The following is a 19,716-nucleotide window of genomic DNA, read 5'->3' as shown; positions in this document are numbered from 1 at the left end:
TCATCGTTGTATGGAGTAGTTGTGATGGAACTTTGCTTTATTATTAATCAAAAATTAAAATATTATGGCATCATCACAATTATTAGGCGGAACATTTACATTTAAAGGAACAGGGAAAACTGTCTATCGGTTTGGCTACGGTGCTATGCATCTGGTGGGCCACAATGCATGGGGAGAACCCGAAAACCGACAAGAAGCTGTTGCAGTTGTAAGGGAAGCAATTTCCCTGGGAATTAATCATATTGACACCTCTGACTATTACGGCCCGCATATCGCAAACCAGATCATTAAGGAAGCTGTTTTTCCGTACACAAAAGATTTAGTTATAGTAACAAAAGTAGGAGCAAGACGAGGAGCCGATCAGTCCTGGCTAACTGCAATTTCAGAAGAGGAACTTATACTTGCCGTTGAGCAGAATCTGCTTAACCTTGGACTGGAATCCCTGGATATTGTCAATCTTCGTGTGGGACTTCCAATGGGTACTGACGAAACTTCTATTGACAAACCTCTTAAAGTACTTGTAAAACTAAAGGAACAGGGATTGATCAAAAATATTGGATTAAGCAATATAAGCTATAAACAATACAAAGAATCTGAAAGTATAAGCGACATTGTAAGTGTGCAGAATCATTATAACCTGGCCTACCGTAAAGACGATTTATTAATCGATGAACTCGCAGCAAAAGGAATCGCATTTGTGCCCTTTTTTCCACTTGGAGGCTTTATGCCCATTCAATCTGAAATCTTGGAACGTATAGCAGCTTCAATTGGTGAAAGTCCAAAAAAAGTTGCCTTGGCCTGGCTGCTTCAGCGATCAGAAAATATTCTGCTTATCTCAGGAACATCATCTGTGAAACATCTAAGAGAAAATATACTGGCGGGTTCTTTGGAACTATCTGCAGAGGCTTTGTTTGAATTAGATAAGATTGGTACAACAGTGTAATTAAAATTATAATAATGCCTATTAATAGAAAACCGTTGACAATTATCAACGGTTTTTTTTATCATACCTCATCGACTTGAGACTTGGTTGTTATGCAACTTTGTATTATTAATTTAAAAAAATAAAAACAATGAAATCAGTATTAATTACAGGAGCCAATAGAAGCATTGGTTTGGAAACAGCCAAACAACTTTCAAAAAAAGGATTGTTCGTTTATTTGGGAAGCCGTGACCTTGAAAAGGGAAACGAAATTGTAAAAGAATTAAAAGAAAAAGGTTTTGACAATATCAAGGCAATCGAAATAGATACCACTAAATATGACTCCATTTTGTCTGCTAAAAATACTATCGAAAAGGAACAGGGTAAATTGGATATTTTGATAAATAATGCAGGTATACACGGACCATTCCCCCAAACTGCCATTGACACACCTATCAATGAAATTAAAAATGTGTTTGATACTAATTTCTTTGGTGGAATTAGTGTTACACAAGCATTTTTAGATCTGCTTAAAAAATCTGAAAGTCCACGTATCACTATTGTTACATCGGGGTTGGCATCTTTAACATTACACAGCGACCCAAGTTGGATATTCTATGATGTAAAACCAGTTGCTTATGTAGCTTCAAAAGCTGCTTTGAATGCATTCACTGCTGTTTTAGCCTATGAGCTAAAAGATACAGCAATCAAAGTAAATGCTATTGACCCTGGTTTTACAAAAACTGATTTCAACCACCATATTGGGACAGGGTCAATCGAAAGTGCAGCATCCTTTATCATTAAACATACGCTCACAGACGACAACGGACCAACAGGTAAATATTTTAGTAACGACATACAGGACTCGACTGGAATAAGTCCATGGTAAAAATACAAAGCCGTTGACATTTATCAACGGTTTTTTTTATCATATCTCATCTTCTGAAGACTTGTTTGCGATGCAACTTTGCATAGTTAAATCAAAGAAGAAATAACATTAAAAAAATAAAAATTATGAAAATAGTATTAATTGGAGGTACTGGCAACATTGGTCAGCGAATTTTAAAAGAAGCACTAGATAAAGGATATGAAGTAACAGCTGTACAGCGTAAACCAGAAGCCTTGGAACTAAAGCACAGCAATTTGACAGTTATTAAAGGCGACTTGCTGAATGAAAAAGAATTACCATCGCTAATAGCTGGCAAAGATGTGATTGTAGCTGCAATATCACTGTATGCAGGACTAACACCTGAACAGTTTAAACAAGCGCATCAAAACCTTATAAACGCCTTAAAAAAACAACCTCAGACAAGAATTATTGCCGTTGGAGGCGGTACTAATAATGAGATTGCACCGGGTTTGAAAATGTTGGATAATACCGAAATTATGAAAAACATTCCGGACGAATATAAGCCTTCAATTTTTGCACATGGTGAAGTACAAGGATTTTATGAAAATTCGGGACTGGAAAACTGGACTTACTTTAACCCGGCTGCTATGATACAGGCAGGTGAACGCACAGGAAAATTCAGATTAGGGACTACTGGTCTGGTTGCTGACGAAAATGGGGCAAGCAACATTTCATTCGAAGACTATGCAGTTGCGTTGGTTGATGAAATCAAAAATCAGCAATTTGTAGGCAAGCCATTTACAATCGGTTATTAAATTATATAAATAAAACAAAAAAATGAAGAAACTAACATTTATTACAGCAGCAATTTTTGCTACATTATTGATGTCTTTTAAAACAGTTGATCTTCCAAAATCAAATAATCTTCCAAAAACGAAGCGTATCGCTATTGTAATTTCAAACCCGGCCGTTTCTGAAATAACCAAAATGCCAGTAGGTTTTTGGTGGAGTGAATTAACGCACGCTTATTTTGAATTTACTAATGCAGGTTATCAAGTAGAAATTTTCAGTAACGATGGAGGAAAATGTATTGCAGATGCTATGAGTGACCCTCGTGATCCAAGTGGCACTTCAGCAAACGATCTAATTACAATGGGTTTTATTTCAACAGATCGTTTGATGAAACTGGTTGAAAACACTAAGAAAGTTAGTGAGATTGATGTTGCTAAATTTGATGCTATTGTAGTTTCCGGCGGTCAGGCACCAATGTATACTTTTGAAAAAGCTATAGACCTTCAAAAGAAATTTGTGGCGTTTTACGAAGCAAAAAAAGTCACAGCTGCTCTCTGCCATGGGGTAGCAATTCTTAAATATGCAAAACTTTCAGATGGAAAGTATTTAGCAAAAGGAAAAACAGTAACCGGCTTTGCCAATGCGGAAGAAGATGCTGTTAATAAAATGCTGTGGCAGTATAAAATTATCCCGGAAGGACAGCATTTAACATCATGGAGAGTTCAAGACGCTATGAAAGAAATTGGAGCAAAATATGTAGGCGGAGAAATATGGAAACCTTTTGCAGTACGCGATGGAAATCTGGTCACAGGCCAGCAAAATTATTCAGGTACAGAAACTGCCCACAAAGTGTTGGAGGCAATTGGCAAGTAATCGTTTTAAGAAAAAAAAGTCTAATTAGATAGCACAGAAAAAATGAAAAAAACAATTTTAATTACAGGGGCATCCCGTGGATTCGGAAAAATATGGGCAACAGCATTTCTTAAACGGGGAGATAATGTAGTTGTCACTGCGAGAAACTTAACCAGTGTTGATGAATTGGTAGCAGAATTTGGCGATAAGGTTCTTCCACTTCAGCTAGATGTAACAGACAGAGCGCAGTGCTTTTCAGTGGTGGAAAAAGCACATCAGCATTTCGGAAAGTTAGATGTTATCATTAACAATGCAGGTTATGGTTTGTTTGGCACTATCGAGGAAGCCAGTGAAAAGGAAGTTCGCGATCAATTCGAAACAAATGTTTTTGGAACATTATGGATAACCCAAGCAGCTATACCGTTTATGAGAAATCAGGGAAATGGCCACATTATCCAAATATCAAGTTTACTTGGTATTGTTTCAGTACCTACACTAGGAATTTACAACGCTTCTAAATGGGCTGTTGAAGCAATCAGCGAATCATTGGCAGGAGAAATAAAAGGTTTCGGAATTAATACCACCATAATAGAGCCTGCCTCATTTGCAACAGACTGGTCTCAATCTTCTGCTGTTAGAAGTGAACCGATAGGCGCTTATGACAGTGTCAAAGCCGCTATGTATGCAGAAGTTCAAAAAATGCCAATAGGTAATCCAGAAGCGACAGCAGATGTAATTTTAAAAATAGTAGATGCGGAAAATCCACCATTTAGGATTTTCTTCGGTAAAGGTGTATTGCAGAGTGTAAAGCATATTTACGAAGACCGTTTATCGCAATGGGAACAATGGAGTGAATCATCAGATTTAGCTCACGGATAAAATAATATTAATCAATTTTATAAAATAAAAAAATGGAACAAGAATTCGAAAAATTATTGGTAGAGCATTTAACACAGATTTGGAACGAACGTGATGAAGCAGTTAGACTCAAAGTTATAGAAAAAATATACACCAAAGACGTAGAAATGTATGATATGGACGAAGAATCTTTTTTTGGATATGAAGCCATAAATAATAAAGTTACCAGCCTTTTAAATAGCTTACCTCCTGATTTTTCTATCACTCAAACCATAGAAAGTGTCATGAGTAATAATGTGGCTAAGTTGGAGTGGAGTGCTGGCCCGGAAGGATCTCCATCAGTATTGACAGGTACGGATATTGTCTTTTTTGAAGACAATAAAATAAAATCTTTTTACGTATTTGTTAACAAATAAGAAGAGTAGATCTGAACTACAGTAAGCTCGTTTTTGATAGGATAAATTCCAATTTAAATAATAAAAACCGTTGAATTTTATCAGCGGTTTTTATTATTTATAACTTGCTTCTACGCCAATTATTGAACTGGAAAGAACCTTGATTTGGATACAATATACAGGGATTTGGTTACTATCACAAAATAAAGACCACTGAACTTTATACCATATTTTAAAATAAGAAAAATGACAACAAAAAATTGGACAACAGATAATATTCCTTCACAGCAAGGAAAAACAATTCTCATTACAGGGGCGAATAGCGGACTTGGATTAGAAGCAACAAAAGTCTTGAGCAGTAAAGGTGCTCATGTAATAATGACCGTTCGGAACTTGGAAAGTGGAAAGGAAGCAATTTCTAAAATCAAAAAAGATAACCCTAATGCTAAGTTGGAGCTAATGCAATTAGATTTGTCTGACTTCTCTTCCATACACAAGTTTTCAGATGAATTTCATAGGAAGCATAAGCGCCTTGATGTATTTATAAATAATGCAGGTGTAATGACACCGCCAAAACGTGAGCTAACAAAGCAAAATTTTGAAATTCAATTTGGAACAAATCACCTGGGACATTTCTTATTAACTGGTTTGCTTTTGGATGTTTTAAAAAAAACGCCAAACTCCCGCATAGCAATACAATCAAGTGTATTGCACAAAATGGAAATGGGAAAACCGGATATTTATTTTGATGATTTAAATTTTGATAAACAATATAACAAGGATGTAGCATATGCCCAAAGCAAACTGGCAAACTTGTTTTTTGCGTATGAATTAGACAGAAAGCTCAAAGCAAACAATACAGCAATAACTGTTACTGCTGCGCATCCGGGCTGGACTAAAACTAATCTTCAAAGGCACGCAGGTTTTTTTATGCAGTCCATTATGGATAATATTATTGGGCAAAGAGTTGAAATAGGTGCATTGCCTATACTAAGAGCGGCAACCGATACAGGTGCGAAAGGCGGAGAATACTTTGGTCCGACAAGATGGAAAGAATTGCGCGGATATCCTCAACTGGTTAAATCAAGCGACAAATCATACGACAAACAGATTGCCAGGAAACTATGGGAAGTTTCTGAAAAATTGACAAGTATAAAATATAATTTTAATTGACAATGACACGCAAAAACAATAATCTCTTCAAGATTGATTCCATTTCGGGGTTATATAAATTATCTGGACTTCCTGGACCGAAGCATCCTTATATCGGATTGATTAATTTTGAGGATATTACTGCTCCAAGCCAGGATCCTATAAGTTTGGTAATGAACTTTTACAGCATTTCATTAAAAAAACGGTGCGTTGAGAATAAACTCAAATATGGCCGGAATTATTATGATTTTGATGAAGGGGTTTTGGGGTTTATGGAACCGGGACAATTGATTTCTATTGAAGGAGATAACCAGAAACCAGAAGGCTGGTGGCTGGTTTTTCATCCCGACTTAATTCGACCTTACCCACTTGGAAAAAATATTAAGAATTACGGATTTTTTTCCTATGCTGTTAACGAGGCCATTCATTTGAGTGAAACAGAAGAAGCAATGCTTGAAACAGTATTCAAAAACATTGAAAAGGAATACAATCATTCAATTGACCCGTATAGTCAGGATGTAATGGTTTCTCAAATTGAGTTATTGCTCAATTACTCAAACCGATTTTACAACAGGCAGTTTATTACCCGAAAAACAGCAAGTAATGATATACTGATAAAAATGGAAATATTACTAGAGGAGTATTTCCAAGGAGATAAAATACTTGAGCATGGTCTGCCAACTGTTCTGTATTTTGCAGGAAAATTAAATCTATCGCCTAATTATTTAAGCGATATGCTGAGGGCAGTGACAGGACAAAGCACCCAGCAGCATATTCATAACAAACTAATTGAGAAAGCGAAAGAAGCTTTAGTGAATACAAATCTCTCAGTAAGCGAAATTGCATACCAATTAGGATTTGAGCATCCACAGTCATTCAGCAAATTATTCAAAACAAAAATGAATGTATCCCCGCTTGAATACAGGGCATCTTTTAATTAATGGACTACAAAGACCAAACGAAAACTAAAGATTTCCTGGCAAGAGAATTTCGAATTGTTTTAAAACTTAGACTGCAGACTTACTTAATTATGTTTTACTAAATTTTCCATGATCCATAATGACTTTTTTTTGTATCGCTTTTGCAGTACCAGAAAGTGATTCCTTAAAAAAACGTTGACATTTATCAACGTTTTTTTTTATCATATCTCATCGTTTCAAAGCTTGTTTGCATTGCAATTTTGTATTGTTAAATCAACAAAAAAACATATAAAAAGCAAATCAAATGGAAAAGAAAACTATAGTAGTAATTGGGGCAACAGGTGCACAAGGGAAGGGTATTGTAAATGCACTTGAAAAGGAAGGCTCTTTTAATGTAAGAGCCATAACCAGAAATCCGGAAAAATATTCTGGAAATGCAAATGAAGCCGTTTATGCAGATTTAACCGATCTGCAATCTTTAAAAAACGCTTTTAAGAATGCTTACGGTGTATTTGCAGTTACAAATTTTTGGGAGGGAGCAGATGAAATTGCACAGGGTAAAAATGCTATTGAGGCTGCAAAACAGACAGGGGTGCAGCATTTTATTTGGTCAACACTTCCTGATGTAGACATCATTAGTAAAGGTTCATTTGAAGTTCCTCATTTTACGTTGAAGGCGAAGGTGGATAATTTGGTAAAAAGTGCAGGGTTTAAATATTCAACATTTGTTCAGCCTCCATTTTATTATCAAAATTTTGTTGGGATGCTTGGCCCACAGCCAAAACAGGACGGTACAACTGGCTGGACTTTTCCAATTGATCCAACAAAAAAAGCAATTCATATGTCAGATATAAATGACTTAGGAAAAGTAGTTGCAGGTGCATTTTTGCAACCTGAAAAAGCAGGAAATGGCAGCTATCTTTCACTGGCAACCGATTTGTACAGTTTTAATGATATTATTGAAGCATATAAAAGCAATGGTAAAGAATACAGTTTTTCACAAGTGCCTGCTGAGGTCTTTGCAACTTTTTTTGATGGTGCAAAGGAACTTGCTGAAATGTTTGGTTATTTTGAAAAACACACTTACATGGGACCTGATTCTGTATCACAAATTGAGATGGCTAAAGAAATTGCTGTCGGTGAATTCGTGCCCCTTGAGCAATGGTTAAGTAAGAATAGTTAAGAAATGAAACCTAAAAATTGACAGAGATGAAAAAGGAAACAAGTTTCTCAACAAAAGGTAATGTAGTCAATCTTGGATCTTTGAGTATAAACCGAATCTTACCTAATAGCTATACTGGTAAAGTTGGTCCTTTTGTATTTCTTGATTATGTGGCACCTGCCATCAAAGATATAGTAACTAAAAGTGGCATGGGTGCTCACCCACATCGTGGTATTGCTACATTGACTTATATTATTCAGGGTGAGGAAGAACATTTTGACAGTGCCGGAAATTATGCCAAAATACATTCCGGTGGTATACAATGGATGAAAGCGGGGACAGGAGTAGTTCATGACGAAAATTTAAATTACGATGCCCAAACAGACAGTAAAATCATTCAGGGCTTTCAATTTTGGATCAATCTGCCTGCGAAAAATAAAGCAGAAAAACCGGCACATTTAGCGATTCAGGCCAGCGAAGTGCCAAAAAAAACATTGCCTGATCAAAGTGGAACGATAAAAGTGATTGTAGGGAATTATGAAGAGCTGAGTTCGAAAATCCCCAATTATTCACAGCAATTTTTATATCACATCCAATTGGAAGCCGGGAAACAATTTTCTCTCAGTCTGACTGATAAAATAGAGGCGGCTGCCTTTTTGAGTACTCAAAATGCAGTACTGAACGATACGGAATTCAAAACAGGTGAGTTTGTAGAATTCAGCAGAGAAGCAGGAGAAATAGAAATAAAAAATACAGGGCTGAGAACAATTGATGTTCTCTTATTTGGAGGAGAAGAATATACAGAACCGGTTATTGCAGAAGGCCCTTTTGTGATGAATAGCAAAGAAGAAATAATTTCAGCCTATGAGGATTTTTACGCTGGTAAATACGGGGAGATCACAACAAAAGCACAATAAGAATTTGCCAGAACAGAGACAAAACCGTTACGGTGAAGATTCTTAATTCTATCCATTTTTAGGGCTAAATCTGAAGATGCCTGCAATAAAATGGCTTACATCAAACTGGAGAAACAGAAATAGCAAACAGCATAATCAGTAAATCAATATATGGCATTGAAATTATTTAATAGCAAATTGAAATTTGTAAAGCCTGATTGGAAAGGCAACGTGTTAAACAGCAAAGGATTGTATGCCAACCTGTATGGCGACGATATTAAAAAATTTAGTGATTTTTGGCGTTGGATGTCAAATCCAAGGCCGCTTACCAAGCTCAAAAAAGGACAAGAATCGCCTTTGAGCTGGAAACCTGTAAGTCATATTAATGATAAAAGTACTAATGGGATTATTCCTATTGGTCACGCCTGCTTTATTATTGATTTAAACAATATTCGTATATTGATTGATCCTGTTATTGCCCATAACCGTTTTTTGAAACGTTATACAGAAGTGCCTTTTAAGCTAAAAGAGTTAGATAATGTTGATTATCTTTTACTCTCACATAATCATCGTGACCATATTGATAAAAATAGTATTATTCAACTATGCAGGTACAATCCCGAAGCCGTTATTCTAACTGGTTTAGAAATTGGAAAAATTTTACAAAGATGGGGCATAAAAAATGAGATTCAGGAAGCAGGCTGGTACCAGCAGTATAAAACTTCTGATACCCTTGCTATTGATTATTTACCTAGCCAGCATTGGTCAAGAAGATGGATAACCGACACCAACTTAAACTTGTGGGGTTCGTTTATGATACAGGATAAGGTATCTGGAAAGAAAATTTATTTTGCAGGGGATAGTGGGTATGGACCTCATTTCAGGGACATTGGCACTGATTACAATATAGATTTGGCACTCATTGGAATTGGCGCCTGTGAGCCTCAATGGTTTATGAAATCATCACACACAGGACCATCAGATGCCCTTCAGGCGTTTAAAGATTTAAAAGCAAAGAAATGGATGCCTATGCACTATGGAACTTTTGATCTTAGCGATGAACCTGTTTTTTATCCTGAAAAAGTATTAAGGGAGCAATATCCACAGGCCGCTGATCAAATAGTATGGATGCAGATTGGGGAGAAGATCATTTTGGTCTAAATTGGTTTTCAGCAGAAACTACATGTATGAAATAATAAGGACAAATGTATTTCTGAAATGTTTTTTATCCTATCTCATTGCCCCCAAAGTATGTAATTGATGCAACTTTGCCTTATTAAAATGTGAATAAATAAATTAAACGACAGTAAACTGCCGCTGCGGTATTGATTAATAAAACAAAAGCGAACAGGGGATTATTTTTGAGCTATACCTGCTCTTAGGCTGTTTTTTACTGAAGTAATCTAAAGGTTAATTTTAAAAACCGTTGACATTTGTCAACGGTTTTTTTTATCATAACGCATCGTTTTTAGGATTTCTTATGCTGCAATTTTGCATAAGTAGTAGAAAACAAATTATTAAATAACAAAAAAATGAATAAAACAGGCAAAATTATTTATTGGGCTTCAACAGGAATTATTTCCGTGATGATGCTTTTCAGCGCATGGGGATATCTGGCAAGTGCGGATATGAAAGCAGCATTTGAACACCTGGGATTTCCGGGTTACTTTAGAATTGAACTGGGAATCCTCAAAGCACTGGGAGCTTTGGTATTAGTAGTACCATTGGTTTGGGATAAAATAAAATTATTGGCCTATTTCGGATTTGCCTTAACATTCATTTCTGCGTCTATAGCGCATTATGCAAGTGGTGACTCCGTTGCAGTGAGCGTTGTACCCATTATTTTCTTAGCGATTTTGGGCGTTTCTTATATTTTTTATGTTGATGATAAAGTACAGTTAAAATGAAAAAGGAAATAAGTTTTTCAACCAGGGGTGATATAGCAAATCTTGGATCTTTGATTATTAATCGAATGCTTCCAAATAGGTATGCGGACAGAGTTGGTCCATTTGTCTTTCTTGATTATATAGCACCAGTGCTAAAGGAAATGATCCATAAAAATGGTATGGGGGCACATCCCCATCGAGGAATTGCTACCCTGACTTATATTATTGAGGGAGAAGAGGAGCATTTTGACAGTGCGGGCAATTATGAAAAAATACATTCCGGAGGTGTCCAATGGATGAAGGCAGGAACCGGAATAGTGCACGATGGGAATTTAAACTATGATTCCCAAAGAGACAGCAAGATAATTCACGGATTTCAATTCTGGATTAACCTTCCTGCTGTGAACAAGGCAGAACACCCAGCTCACCTGGCTGTTCAGGCCACTGACGTGCCCCAAAAGGCCTTACCTGAGAATAGCGGCTCCATAAAAGTTGTTGTAGGCAATTATGAAGAACTGAGGTCCAGAATCCCGAATTATTCTGTACAATTCCTCTACCATATTGAGCTCGAGCCGGGAAAACAGTTCTCTATGACCCTGACGGAAAAAATTGAGTCTGCCGCTTTTTCAATTAGTGATAATATCATTTTAAATGATGCTGAATTTCAAGAAGGAGCACTAGTGGCATTTACCAGAAATTCAGGAGAAATAGAAGTTAAAAACAACTCACAGTCAAAAGCGGCTTTTTTGTTATTCGGAGGCGAGGAGTATACCGAAAACATAGTTGCGGAAGGTCCCTTTGTGATGAACAGCCAACAGGAAATAGTAGAGGCATACAAGGATTTTTACGACGGAAAATATGATAAAATTGATTAAAAAATAAAAAAATGAAAATACTTGCATTTGCAGGAAGTAACAGTGCTTCCTCAATCAATAAAAAATTAGTAAAGCATGCAGCTTCTTTTTTTGAAAAGCATTCTGTGGAAATTCTGGATTTAAACCATTACGAAATGCCCATATTCAGTATTGATAAGGCAGCAACTTCAGGAATCCCCCAATTAGCATTGGATTTTGCCCAAAAGATAGACCAGAGCAGTCTGCTTCTTATATCTCTTTCGGAAAATAACGGTTCTTATTCGGCTGCATTTAAAAATATTTATGATTGGATTTCGGTTATCCCTTACCGCAAAGCATTTGGAAACAAATTGGTATTTATTTTATCGGCTTCTACAGGGTCAAAAGGGGGAATTACGGTACTGGAACTGGCAAAAAATACGATGCCCCATTCCGGGGCTATTGTCATTGATACTTTTTCACTGCCCAATTTCCACGAAAATTTTAACGATCAATATGGAATTGTAAACAAGAATTTTATAGTTGCATTTGAATCAAAAATTAAGACAATAAAAACAGATTTCCTAAAATAAATAATGAAAAGATGGGGCTTTTGCAGTTCTCCACATCAATATCACAAAGCAGCATGACATGAAACAGGAAGAGAATTATGAGAGAATCCTTAAGAAGTAACATAGCCAGTCATCTTGACCTTTCGGGTGGTGAAATAGACTCATTCTGCAGTTTATTCCACCCAAGGGAGATTAAGAAAAAATGCTGTTTATTAAAAAAAGGAGAAATCTGCAAGTTTGAAGCTTTAGTAGTTAAGGGTATGTTTAGAGTTTACCATATTGATTCCAGAGGTGCTGAGCAGATTCTTTATTTTGCACTTGAGAATTGGTGGATCAGCGATATTGACAGTTTTACTAATGAAAAAACATCTGAGTTTTGCATTGAGGCAATTGAAGACAGTACGGTGCTTGTAATCTCCAAAGCCGATAAGGAATTTGCTTATAAGAGCATGCCTAAAATTGAAAAACTGTTCAGGATCATCACCCAGAAAAACCAAGTGGCTCTGGAGAGAAGATTGATCGATACGCTAAGCAAAACAGCCCATGAGCGTTACATTGATTTTACTGAAAAATTCCCCAAACATTACCAGAAAATTTCTAATCTCCACATTGCTTCATACCTGGGCATAAGCAGGGAATTTCTAAGTAAAATAAGAAGTAAAATTACCCTTGAGAAATAGTTCGCGGACCTGCGGTCAATTAAAAATTTATTCTTGGTACAGTGTTTTTATGTAACGGATTATTTTTCAATTACAGAGAAAATCTGATAATCTCTAATAGAGACAGGATTTAATCTAAAATCGGCAGCAATAAAAATGTGTTAAAATAAAAAGATGAATTAGTTCACGTTTTTTGTAATAATTTATATACAATTTTGAGGATACTAATTTTAACCTCAAATAAGTAATTATGATGAAAATGAAAACTACATTCCCAGTGCTCCTGATAACGCTGATGCTTGGTTTTACAAGCTGCAATAACGAAGAAGTTTCCGCTCAGAGTGAGCAGGACAGCACAGCGTTAAAATCACAGGGGCTTACGTCTAAATCAGGTAATTGCTCCCAGGTACCTGGATGGGCATCCCAGAACGGCAGCACAACCGGAGGGGGAAGTTCAGCTGAAACAGCAGTAAATAATTATGCGCAGTTAAAGGCCGCAGTGGAAAGCAAAACCGTTAAGGTTGTAAAAATCACCGGTACTATTACAATTACGGCAAGATTAAATTTACAAGACCAGACAGGCAAGACTATTTATGGAACAAGCGGTGCTAAACTGGTATCAACTGATCAGACTAAAGAAAAATCTGGTATTATCAGCATTAAAAGATGCCAGAACCTGATTATCCGAAATCTTATTTTTGAAGGCCCTGGTGCGTATGATACTGATGGATGGGATAATGCCATCATAGACAACAGCCAGAATGTATGGGTAGACCACTGCGAGTTCAGGGATGGTGTTGATGGGAATTTAGACATCAAGAATCAATCGAATTACATTACAGTTTCTTACACGAAGTTCAATTACCTTAAAGCTCCCAGAGCAGGAGGGTCGGGCGGATCGGATGATCACAGGTTTTCAAATTTAATTGGCTCAGGGGATCAGGAATTAAATGACCGCGGAAAATTAAAAATTACTTTTGCACGCTGCTGGTGGGCACCTGGCTGTAAGGCCAGAATGCCGAGGGTGCGTTTTGGGCAGGTGCATATTATCAACAGTTACTTTAATAGTACGGCCAGCGCCCAGTGCGTAATGGCCGGATTTGAATCCAATCTTCGTGTGGAAAATAATGTTTTTGAAAACGTTAAAGTACCCATTGATTTAATGGCCGGTTATACAGCGGTAACGGCAGTCGGAAATATTTTTACCAATACAAGTGGAAATACAGCAGGTAATAAAACTGCTTTTACCCCGCCATATTCCATAATTACACTAGCTGCATCGGCTGTAAAAGCAGATGTTTCCGCCAATGCTGGTGCAACTTTTACAGGAAATATCTGTGGTTCATTCTAAATGAAATCGGATTTTATATAAATTAAAATCAATGGATTCTGATATAAGAATCTATTTGTATCCAATAGCTCATGCCTCTCAGGCAGTTCTGCTGTAACAAACCGTTGACATTTGTCAACGGTTTTTTTTATCATTTGTCATCGTTTTACAGCATTCATGCTGCGCATTTTTACATTTCAAAAGATAAATATGGGAATGAATAACTCTTCCATAAAAATGCGATAAAGGGCTATGTCTGTAAATTCCGGTTTTAACGAAAACAAACTTCTAACTGACTTGTCACAGGGAAGCGAACAGGCATTTACAATTTTATATGATACATACAAAAACGTAGTTTATTCCACAGCATTAAAATTGACAAAGTCCAAAGTCTTATCTGAAGAAGTTCTTCAGGATATTTTTTTAAAGATTTGGGAAAACCGCAAAAACATGGAGGCGGTAACAGATGTGGAAAGTTATTTATTTATCATTTCCCGAAATCATATTTTCAACATGCTTAAAAAAGTGGCCAGAGAAACTGCTTTTAAAAATGAAATAAGCCATAATACAGTTGCTGTCAATACAACTGATTTTTCCCTTCAGGACGAGCAGTATATGGCTCTTCTAAAAAAAGTCATAAAGAAGCTGCCGCCACAGCAGCAAAAAATATATCTAATGGCCAAAGAAGAAGGGCTAACCTATCAAAAAATTGCTGTTGTGCTTGAAATATCCCCTCTTACTGTTAAAAACCATATGGTCCAAGCCCTGAAATTTATTAGGTCACAGCTAACGGATCATATCATTGTGATAACTGCTTATGTCGGAATGAAGATTTTTTAGAAAAAAAAACAAAGCCTAACTGTTTGGTTTTTAGGTATGAAAAGTGCTTTTTGAAAAAAAAGCACTTTTTTTTTTCATTCAACTAGTCCTGTCCCGCTTCTAAATTGTCTTTATATAAAAGGGCCTGTAATTTTCAGATCGGAAGCATAGCTTACCACTGTTTGATTTTGAATAATATTCCGGTTCTGTGATTTTGGTGACCATTAAAATTATACTATATAAAGATGCAAAAAGAAGTATTTGAAAAATTATTTGAGGGGTATCTGCAAAATACGCTTTCAGAATTAGATCAGCAGCAGCTGATGAAGGCTATAAATGAGGGTAAATATGATGACCTTATTAAGGAAAAAATTGATTTTTCACTTTATGAAGATGAAGCCCTTAGTGAGATAGAACCCGAAAAAGCCGATTTTATTCTCCATGATATATTATCTGCACCGCTCATGCTATCCAAAGTGATTCCTATGGCAGGGAAAAGAAAAAAAAATGTGCGTTTGATTCTGGCCGCCGCCGCTATTATTGGAATACTTGCCGCAGGCACTACTTTCTTTTTCAGATCCAATGAGACAAGTATTCCTGTTTTGGAACAGAAAGATCCTCAAGGCGATTATGACATGATGGCTTTCAGCGGTAAGCAATTGATTCATCTTCCCGACGGCAGCACTATACTTCTAAACGCAAATAGCAGTATAAGTTATCGTCAAAACGATTTTAATTTAAATACCCGTGAGGTAACACTTACCGGAGAGGCTTTTTTCGATATAAAAAGAAATAAAACAAAGCCCTTTATAGTACATACCGGTAAAGTCAGCACAAAGGTCCTGGGTACTGCCTTTAATATCAAAGCAGGAAATTCTACCGAGAATATTGAGGTTACTGTTATTCGGGGAAAGGTTCAGGTCGGGGACGGCAAAAAGATATATGGTACGATTATTCCAAACCAGCAGATCAGGGTAAACAAAAATACGTTAAGCTATCAGCATAAAATTGTTAGCGCAGAGACTGTCACCCAATGGAAAAATAAGTACCTGATCCTCGATGATATTAATATGGAAGAAGCAGCTGCATTGATCTCAGATAAATACAAGGTACAGATTCTACTGTCCAATGAAAAAATAAAAAAGTGCAGGATAACGGCAAGTTTTGTCAATGATGAAGATCTTGACCATGTATTAAAAGTAATCTGCAGTGTTATAGAAACGCAATATCACTATAATAAAACTGGCTCGGTTGTCCTGCAGGGAGATGGCTGCCAGTAATGAAGACAATTTAAAAAAATTAAAATACTGCCTATAGATGTAAACTATTTATAAAAAAAAACCATCCGGCTCGTACACCAGATGGCAAATATTCTTAATAATTAAATCCAAACTAACCATTAAAAACAAGCAAATTTATGAAATTAGGCTTTAAATCAACCATGCCTGACAAGAAAAAGAAATCTTCATTTCCCCACTTGTCAAAAAAAACCATTATGATTATGCGAATCAGCTTATTCCACATTTTTCTACTCACCTGCGGCTCTCATATGGTCTTTGCCAATGAAATGAGCGGGCAGAATTTAGAATCCATATCCGTTGATATTGAACTTCGAAATCAGGATATTAAAACCCTTTTTAAAAGCATTGAAAGCAAAACAGGATTACTGTTTGCTTATCAGCCCCAAATAATAAAAGATTTTCCAAAAGTTTCCACACCAAGGGGCCGCAGAAGTGTAAGCGAGATTTTAAACTCCGTATTCCAGGGCAGTAACCTGGTCTATAAGCAGGTAGATAAAAGTGTTGTGATTTACAGGAAAGAGAGTGCTAAGAACCTAAATGTTCCATCTGAAAAGGGCAAGGATATGGAAGCATCCTATATGCTTACAGGAAAAGTCCTTGATGAGAACGGGCTGCCCCTTCCCGGTGTTACAGTTTCGCTTGTAGGAGGCAACAAGCAAGGTATTTCCGATTTTGACGGCCAGTTCTATATTGAACTCCCGGCTGGAAAACATACCCTTAAAGTGTCTTATTTAGGATACAAAACACAAGAAATAACCGTTGAAAACCAGACGTCAGTTACCATCAAGATGCAGCCCGATTTGGCCAGGTTAGATGAAATCGTGGTAATTGGTTACGGAACGACAACCAAAAGAACAGCAACGGGATCAGTTGTAAAAATCACTTCTGAGGATATTGAAAAACAGCCTGTAACAAATATTCTGCAGACATTGCAGGGAAGAACTCCCGGAGTTTTTGTAACTCAGACTTCAGGATACGCCGGAAGCAATATCAATATCAGCATACGTGGGAGAAATTCTATTTCAGGGGATAATCTGCCGTTTTATGTGGTGGATGGTGTTCCGTATATTGGTGATGACATAAAACAGCAGGTTCAGTCAGATAACGTAATTAGAGGTGCCCAGCAGTCTACAAGCCCTCTTAATATTATCAATCCAAATGATATAGAAAGCATTGAAATTTTGAAAGATGCAGATGCTACAGCAATTTATGGTTCAAGGGGGGCCAATGGTGTTGTGCTGATTACCACTAAAAAAGGTAAAGCGGGGAAAACGGAATTTACCGTAAATACCAATTCCGGAATTTCAGAAGTTGCCCATATGATTAAGACATTAAAAACACCGGCTTATCTTAACATGCTGCAGACTGCCCTGGATAATAATAACGATACAGCCAGTAATTTCAGCAACGGTATTGCCCTTACAGACTGGGATCCTAATGCCCAGACCGACTGGCAGAAAAAATTAATTGGAGGCACAGCAAACTTTAATAATTTTTCAGCTTCCCTAAAGGGAGGCAATGAGAATACCAATTTTCTTTTAAGCGGTGCATATCATAAGGAGACTACCGTTGTGCCTGGAGATTTCAGTTATAATAAATTCTCTACCAATTTTAATATCAATCATCTCACGATGGATAAAAAATTAAAATTAGGGGCTTCTGTCATTTTTGCTCTTGACAATAACAGGCTTCCATTTTTTGATATTACAAATTATGCCGTTAGTACTGCGCCAAACCGCCCTTTATACAATACAGATGGTACCTATTACTGGTCCGGGGACTATTTCAGCGATATCAATCCACTTGCAGCTTTGGAGAGAAGGGTAGATGACAAAGGTACCAACCTGATCACAAGTTTCAGTATTCAATATGAAATAGCAAAAGGGCTGTCTTTTAAAACAGATCTTGGATATGGCAGAGCCCAGATGCAGTCCAAACAGTTCATGCCGTCATCGGCAATGAACCATGTATTTTATGAAACTTTAGGTATCGATCTGGATAATTCAAGATCCTATACGGTCTCCACCAATATCACCAATAATTTCACCGTTGATCCGCAGCTTAACTATACCACTGCAATATGGAAAGGAAACCTGACAGCACTAGTTGGAGGCTCATGGCAGAACAGGAAATCAGAGATGCCGTCGTATGTAAGTTCTACAGGTTACAGCGCCGATAATTTGATTGGCAATCTGGGTACAGCAGCAAATGTCACTGCTTTAAACGGCAGTTCAGAATATAAATATATTTCCCTTTTCAGCAGGCTTAACTATAATATTTCAAATAAATACATTTTGAACATAAACTTTAGAAGGGATGGTTCATCACGTTTTGGAGCAAATAACCGTTTTGGGAATTTTGGTTCAATCGGAGGTGCGTGGGTCTTTACACAGGAAAATTTCATAAAGGAACTAACATGGCTTAGTTTTGGTAAACTGCGTTCGAGCTACGGGGAGGTAGGAAGCGATGCTATTGGAGACTACGGTTTCGCAGATACTTATGATACCCGTACTTATGGCATTGGAAATGCTGCGATGTTTGCTGCTAGAATTGCCAACCCAAACTATAAATGGGAAGTAACAAAGAAATTTGAAGCCGCAATGGATTTAGGGTTTTTAAACGACCGTATTTCCTTCACGGCAGCGTATTACAGAAACACGTCAGGAAACCAGCTCGTCAATGCCACACTTAGCGCACAGGCAGGATTTACCAGTTACCAGACAAACCTTCCCGCCGAGGTTGAAAATAAAGGATGGGAGTTTACATTAGGTACTACAAACATCCGTAACAAGAACCTGAATTGGTCGACTTCTTTTAATATTTCAACCAACTCTAATAAATTACTAGCATTTCCTGGTATTGAAACTTCGAGTTATTACTCGCAATTTGTGGTGGGCAAACCTTTAAACGGTAGATATTTGCAGACTTTCACCGGTGTAGATGCTAACGGGATAGCACAATTTGAAGATGTGAACGGGGACGGTAAAATTTCTAATGAACTGGCAGCCACCGGCAGAGGTGACAGACAGTATTACGGACCTGCATATCCTAAATACTATGGTGGTATTTCAAATACAGTTACCTATAAGGCATTCACACTTGATTTCCTGTTTCAATTTGTAAAGCAGGATGGGACTACCCTTATGGCCAGCCAGGGAGCACAGCCGGGTTATCCGTATTCCACTGCTAATTTTCAAGTGGATGAGTATAACGCTTATATAGCACAGGGCAATGCATTGAGTTCAGAATTTCAGGACAGCTTTTATGATCTTATGGGTTCCAATGCCTCTATCATAGATGCCTCTTATATAAAGCTTAAAAATGTCAGTGCATCTTATCAGATTCCTCTGGATGCAGCTACCCAGAAATACCTGCAAAGTATCCGCGTTTCGCTTCAGGGCCAGAACCTGGTCACTTTTACCAAGTACAAGGGGCTTGATCCTGAAACTCAGGGCTTGTCACTGCCTCCGCTGCGTACGATCACTTTAGGAACACAGTTTACATTTTAAATCTAAAA

At 37.2% G+C, this 19,716-nt stretch carries 19 protein-coding genes; all 19 read left to right on the top strand.

Going from position 1 to position 19,716, the window contains the following annotated elements; all coding sequences use genetic code 11:
- Positions 1–64 precede the first annotated feature (64 nt).
- Entirely contained in the window at positions 65–943 is an 879-nt protein-coding gene (locus tag ACHRVX_RS13625; RefSeq protein ID WP_395333062.1) for an oxidoreductase, read from the top strand.
- A 130-nt stretch (positions 944–1,073) separates the two neighbouring features.
- On the top strand, positions 1,074–1,811 hold the full coding sequence (locus ACHRVX_RS13620; protein ID WP_395333060.1) for an SDR family NAD(P)-dependent oxidoreductase: 738 nt from the start codon (positions 1,074–1,076) through the stop codon (positions 1,809–1,811).
- 125 nt (positions 1,812–1,936) lie between these two features.
- Complete coding sequence (locus tag ACHRVX_RS13615; protein ID WP_395333058.1) at positions 1,937–2,587, top strand: NAD(P)-dependent oxidoreductase; 651 nt, start codon at positions 1,937–1,939, stop codon at positions 2,585–2,587.
- A 22-nt stretch (positions 2,588–2,609) separates the two neighbouring features.
- Entirely contained in the window at positions 2,610–3,437 is an 828-nt protein-coding gene (locus ACHRVX_RS13610) for a type 1 glutamine amidotransferase domain-containing protein (protein ID WP_395333056.1), read from the top strand.
- A gap of 42 nt (positions 3,438–3,479) precedes the next feature.
- A complete protein-coding gene (locus ACHRVX_RS13605; protein WP_395333054.1) occupies positions 3,480–4,295 on the top strand; it encodes an SDR family NAD(P)-dependent oxidoreductase in 816 nt (271 codons plus the stop codon).
- 32 nt (positions 4,296–4,327) lie between these two features.
- A complete protein-coding gene (locus tag ACHRVX_RS13600) occupies positions 4,328–4,690 on the top strand; it encodes a hypothetical protein (protein WP_395333052.1) in 363 nt (120 codons plus the stop codon).
- Between the two features lie 225 nt (positions 4,691–4,915).
- The gene (locus ACHRVX_RS13595; RefSeq protein ID WP_395333050.1) at positions 4,916–5,842 is read left to right on the top strand and encodes an oxidoreductase; all 927 of its coding nucleotides are present in this window, start codon (positions 4,916–4,918) and stop codon (positions 5,840–5,842) included.
- A 2-nt stretch (positions 5,843–5,844) separates the two neighbouring features.
- The gene (locus ACHRVX_RS13590) at positions 5,845–6,762 is read left to right on the top strand and encodes a helix-turn-helix domain-containing protein (protein WP_395333048.1); all 918 of its coding nucleotides are present in this window, start codon (positions 5,845–5,847) and stop codon (positions 6,760–6,762) included.
- 283 nt (positions 6,763–7,045) lie between these two features.
- Complete coding sequence (locus tag ACHRVX_RS13585) at positions 7,046–7,924, top strand: NmrA/HSCARG family protein (RefSeq protein WP_395333046.1); 879 nt, start codon at positions 7,046–7,048, stop codon at positions 7,922–7,924.
- A gap of 26 nt (positions 7,925–7,950) precedes the next feature.
- Complete coding sequence (locus ACHRVX_RS13580) at positions 7,951–8,820, top strand: pirin family protein (RefSeq protein ID WP_395333044.1); 870 nt, start codon at positions 7,951–7,953, stop codon at positions 8,818–8,820.
- Positions 8,821–8,970: 150 nt separating this feature from the next.
- On the top strand, positions 8,971–9,960 hold the full coding sequence (locus ACHRVX_RS13575; protein ID WP_395333042.1) for an MBL fold metallo-hydrolase: 990 nt from the start codon (positions 8,971–8,973) through the stop codon (positions 9,958–9,960).
- Positions 9,961–10,331: 371 nt separating this feature from the next.
- Complete coding sequence (locus tag ACHRVX_RS13570) at positions 10,332–10,706, top strand: DoxX family protein (protein WP_395333040.1); 375 nt, start codon at positions 10,332–10,334, stop codon at positions 10,704–10,706.
- Complete coding sequence (locus ACHRVX_RS13565) at positions 10,703–11,560, top strand: pirin family protein (protein ID WP_395333038.1); 858 nt, start codon at positions 10,703–10,705, stop codon at positions 11,558–11,560. Before ACHRVX_RS13570 ends, ACHRVX_RS13565 begins: the two co-directional genes overlap by 4 nt.
- A gap of 11 nt (positions 11,561–11,571) precedes the next feature.
- A complete protein-coding gene (locus ACHRVX_RS13560) occupies positions 11,572–12,111 on the top strand; it encodes an NADPH-dependent FMN reductase (protein ID WP_395333036.1) in 540 nt (179 codons plus the stop codon).
- Between the two features lie 77 nt (positions 12,112–12,188).
- Positions 12,189–12,770, top strand: coding sequence for a Crp/Fnr family transcriptional regulator (locus ACHRVX_RS13555; protein WP_395333034.1), 582 nt, complete (start codon positions 12,189–12,191; stop codon positions 12,768–12,770).
- A gap of 232 nt (positions 12,771–13,002) precedes the next feature.
- The gene (locus ACHRVX_RS13550; protein ID WP_395334087.1) at positions 13,003–14,100 is read left to right on the top strand and encodes a polysaccharide lyase family 1 protein; all 1,098 of its coding nucleotides are present in this window, start codon (positions 13,003–13,005) and stop codon (positions 14,098–14,100) included.
- A gap of 231 nt (positions 14,101–14,331) precedes the next feature.
- The gene (locus tag ACHRVX_RS13545; RefSeq protein ID WP_395333032.1) at positions 14,332–14,919 is read left to right on the top strand and encodes an RNA polymerase sigma factor; all 588 of its coding nucleotides are present in this window, start codon (positions 14,332–14,334) and stop codon (positions 14,917–14,919) included.
- 224 nt (positions 14,920–15,143) lie between these two features.
- Positions 15,144–16,178, top strand: a complete 1,035-nt coding sequence (locus tag ACHRVX_RS13540) for a FecR family protein (RefSeq protein ID WP_395333030.1) — start codon at positions 15,144–15,146, stop codon at positions 16,176–16,178.
- Positions 16,179–16,315: 137 nt separating this feature from the next.
- Positions 16,316–19,708: a TonB-dependent receptor gene (locus ACHRVX_RS13535; RefSeq protein ID WP_395333028.1), complete on the top strand. Its 3,393-nt coding sequence runs from the start codon at positions 16,316–16,318 to the stop codon at positions 19,706–19,708.
- The last annotated feature ends 8 nt before the right edge of the window (positions 19,709–19,716 follow it).

This window comes from Flavobacterium sp. FlaQc-47 (genome assembly GCF_044006475.1).
Lineage (GTDB): Bacteria > Bacteroidota > Bacteroidia > Flavobacteriales > Flavobacteriaceae > Flavobacterium.
Note: the sequence above shows the minus strand (reverse complement) of the source record. Positions and strands in the feature narration are given on the sequence as shown.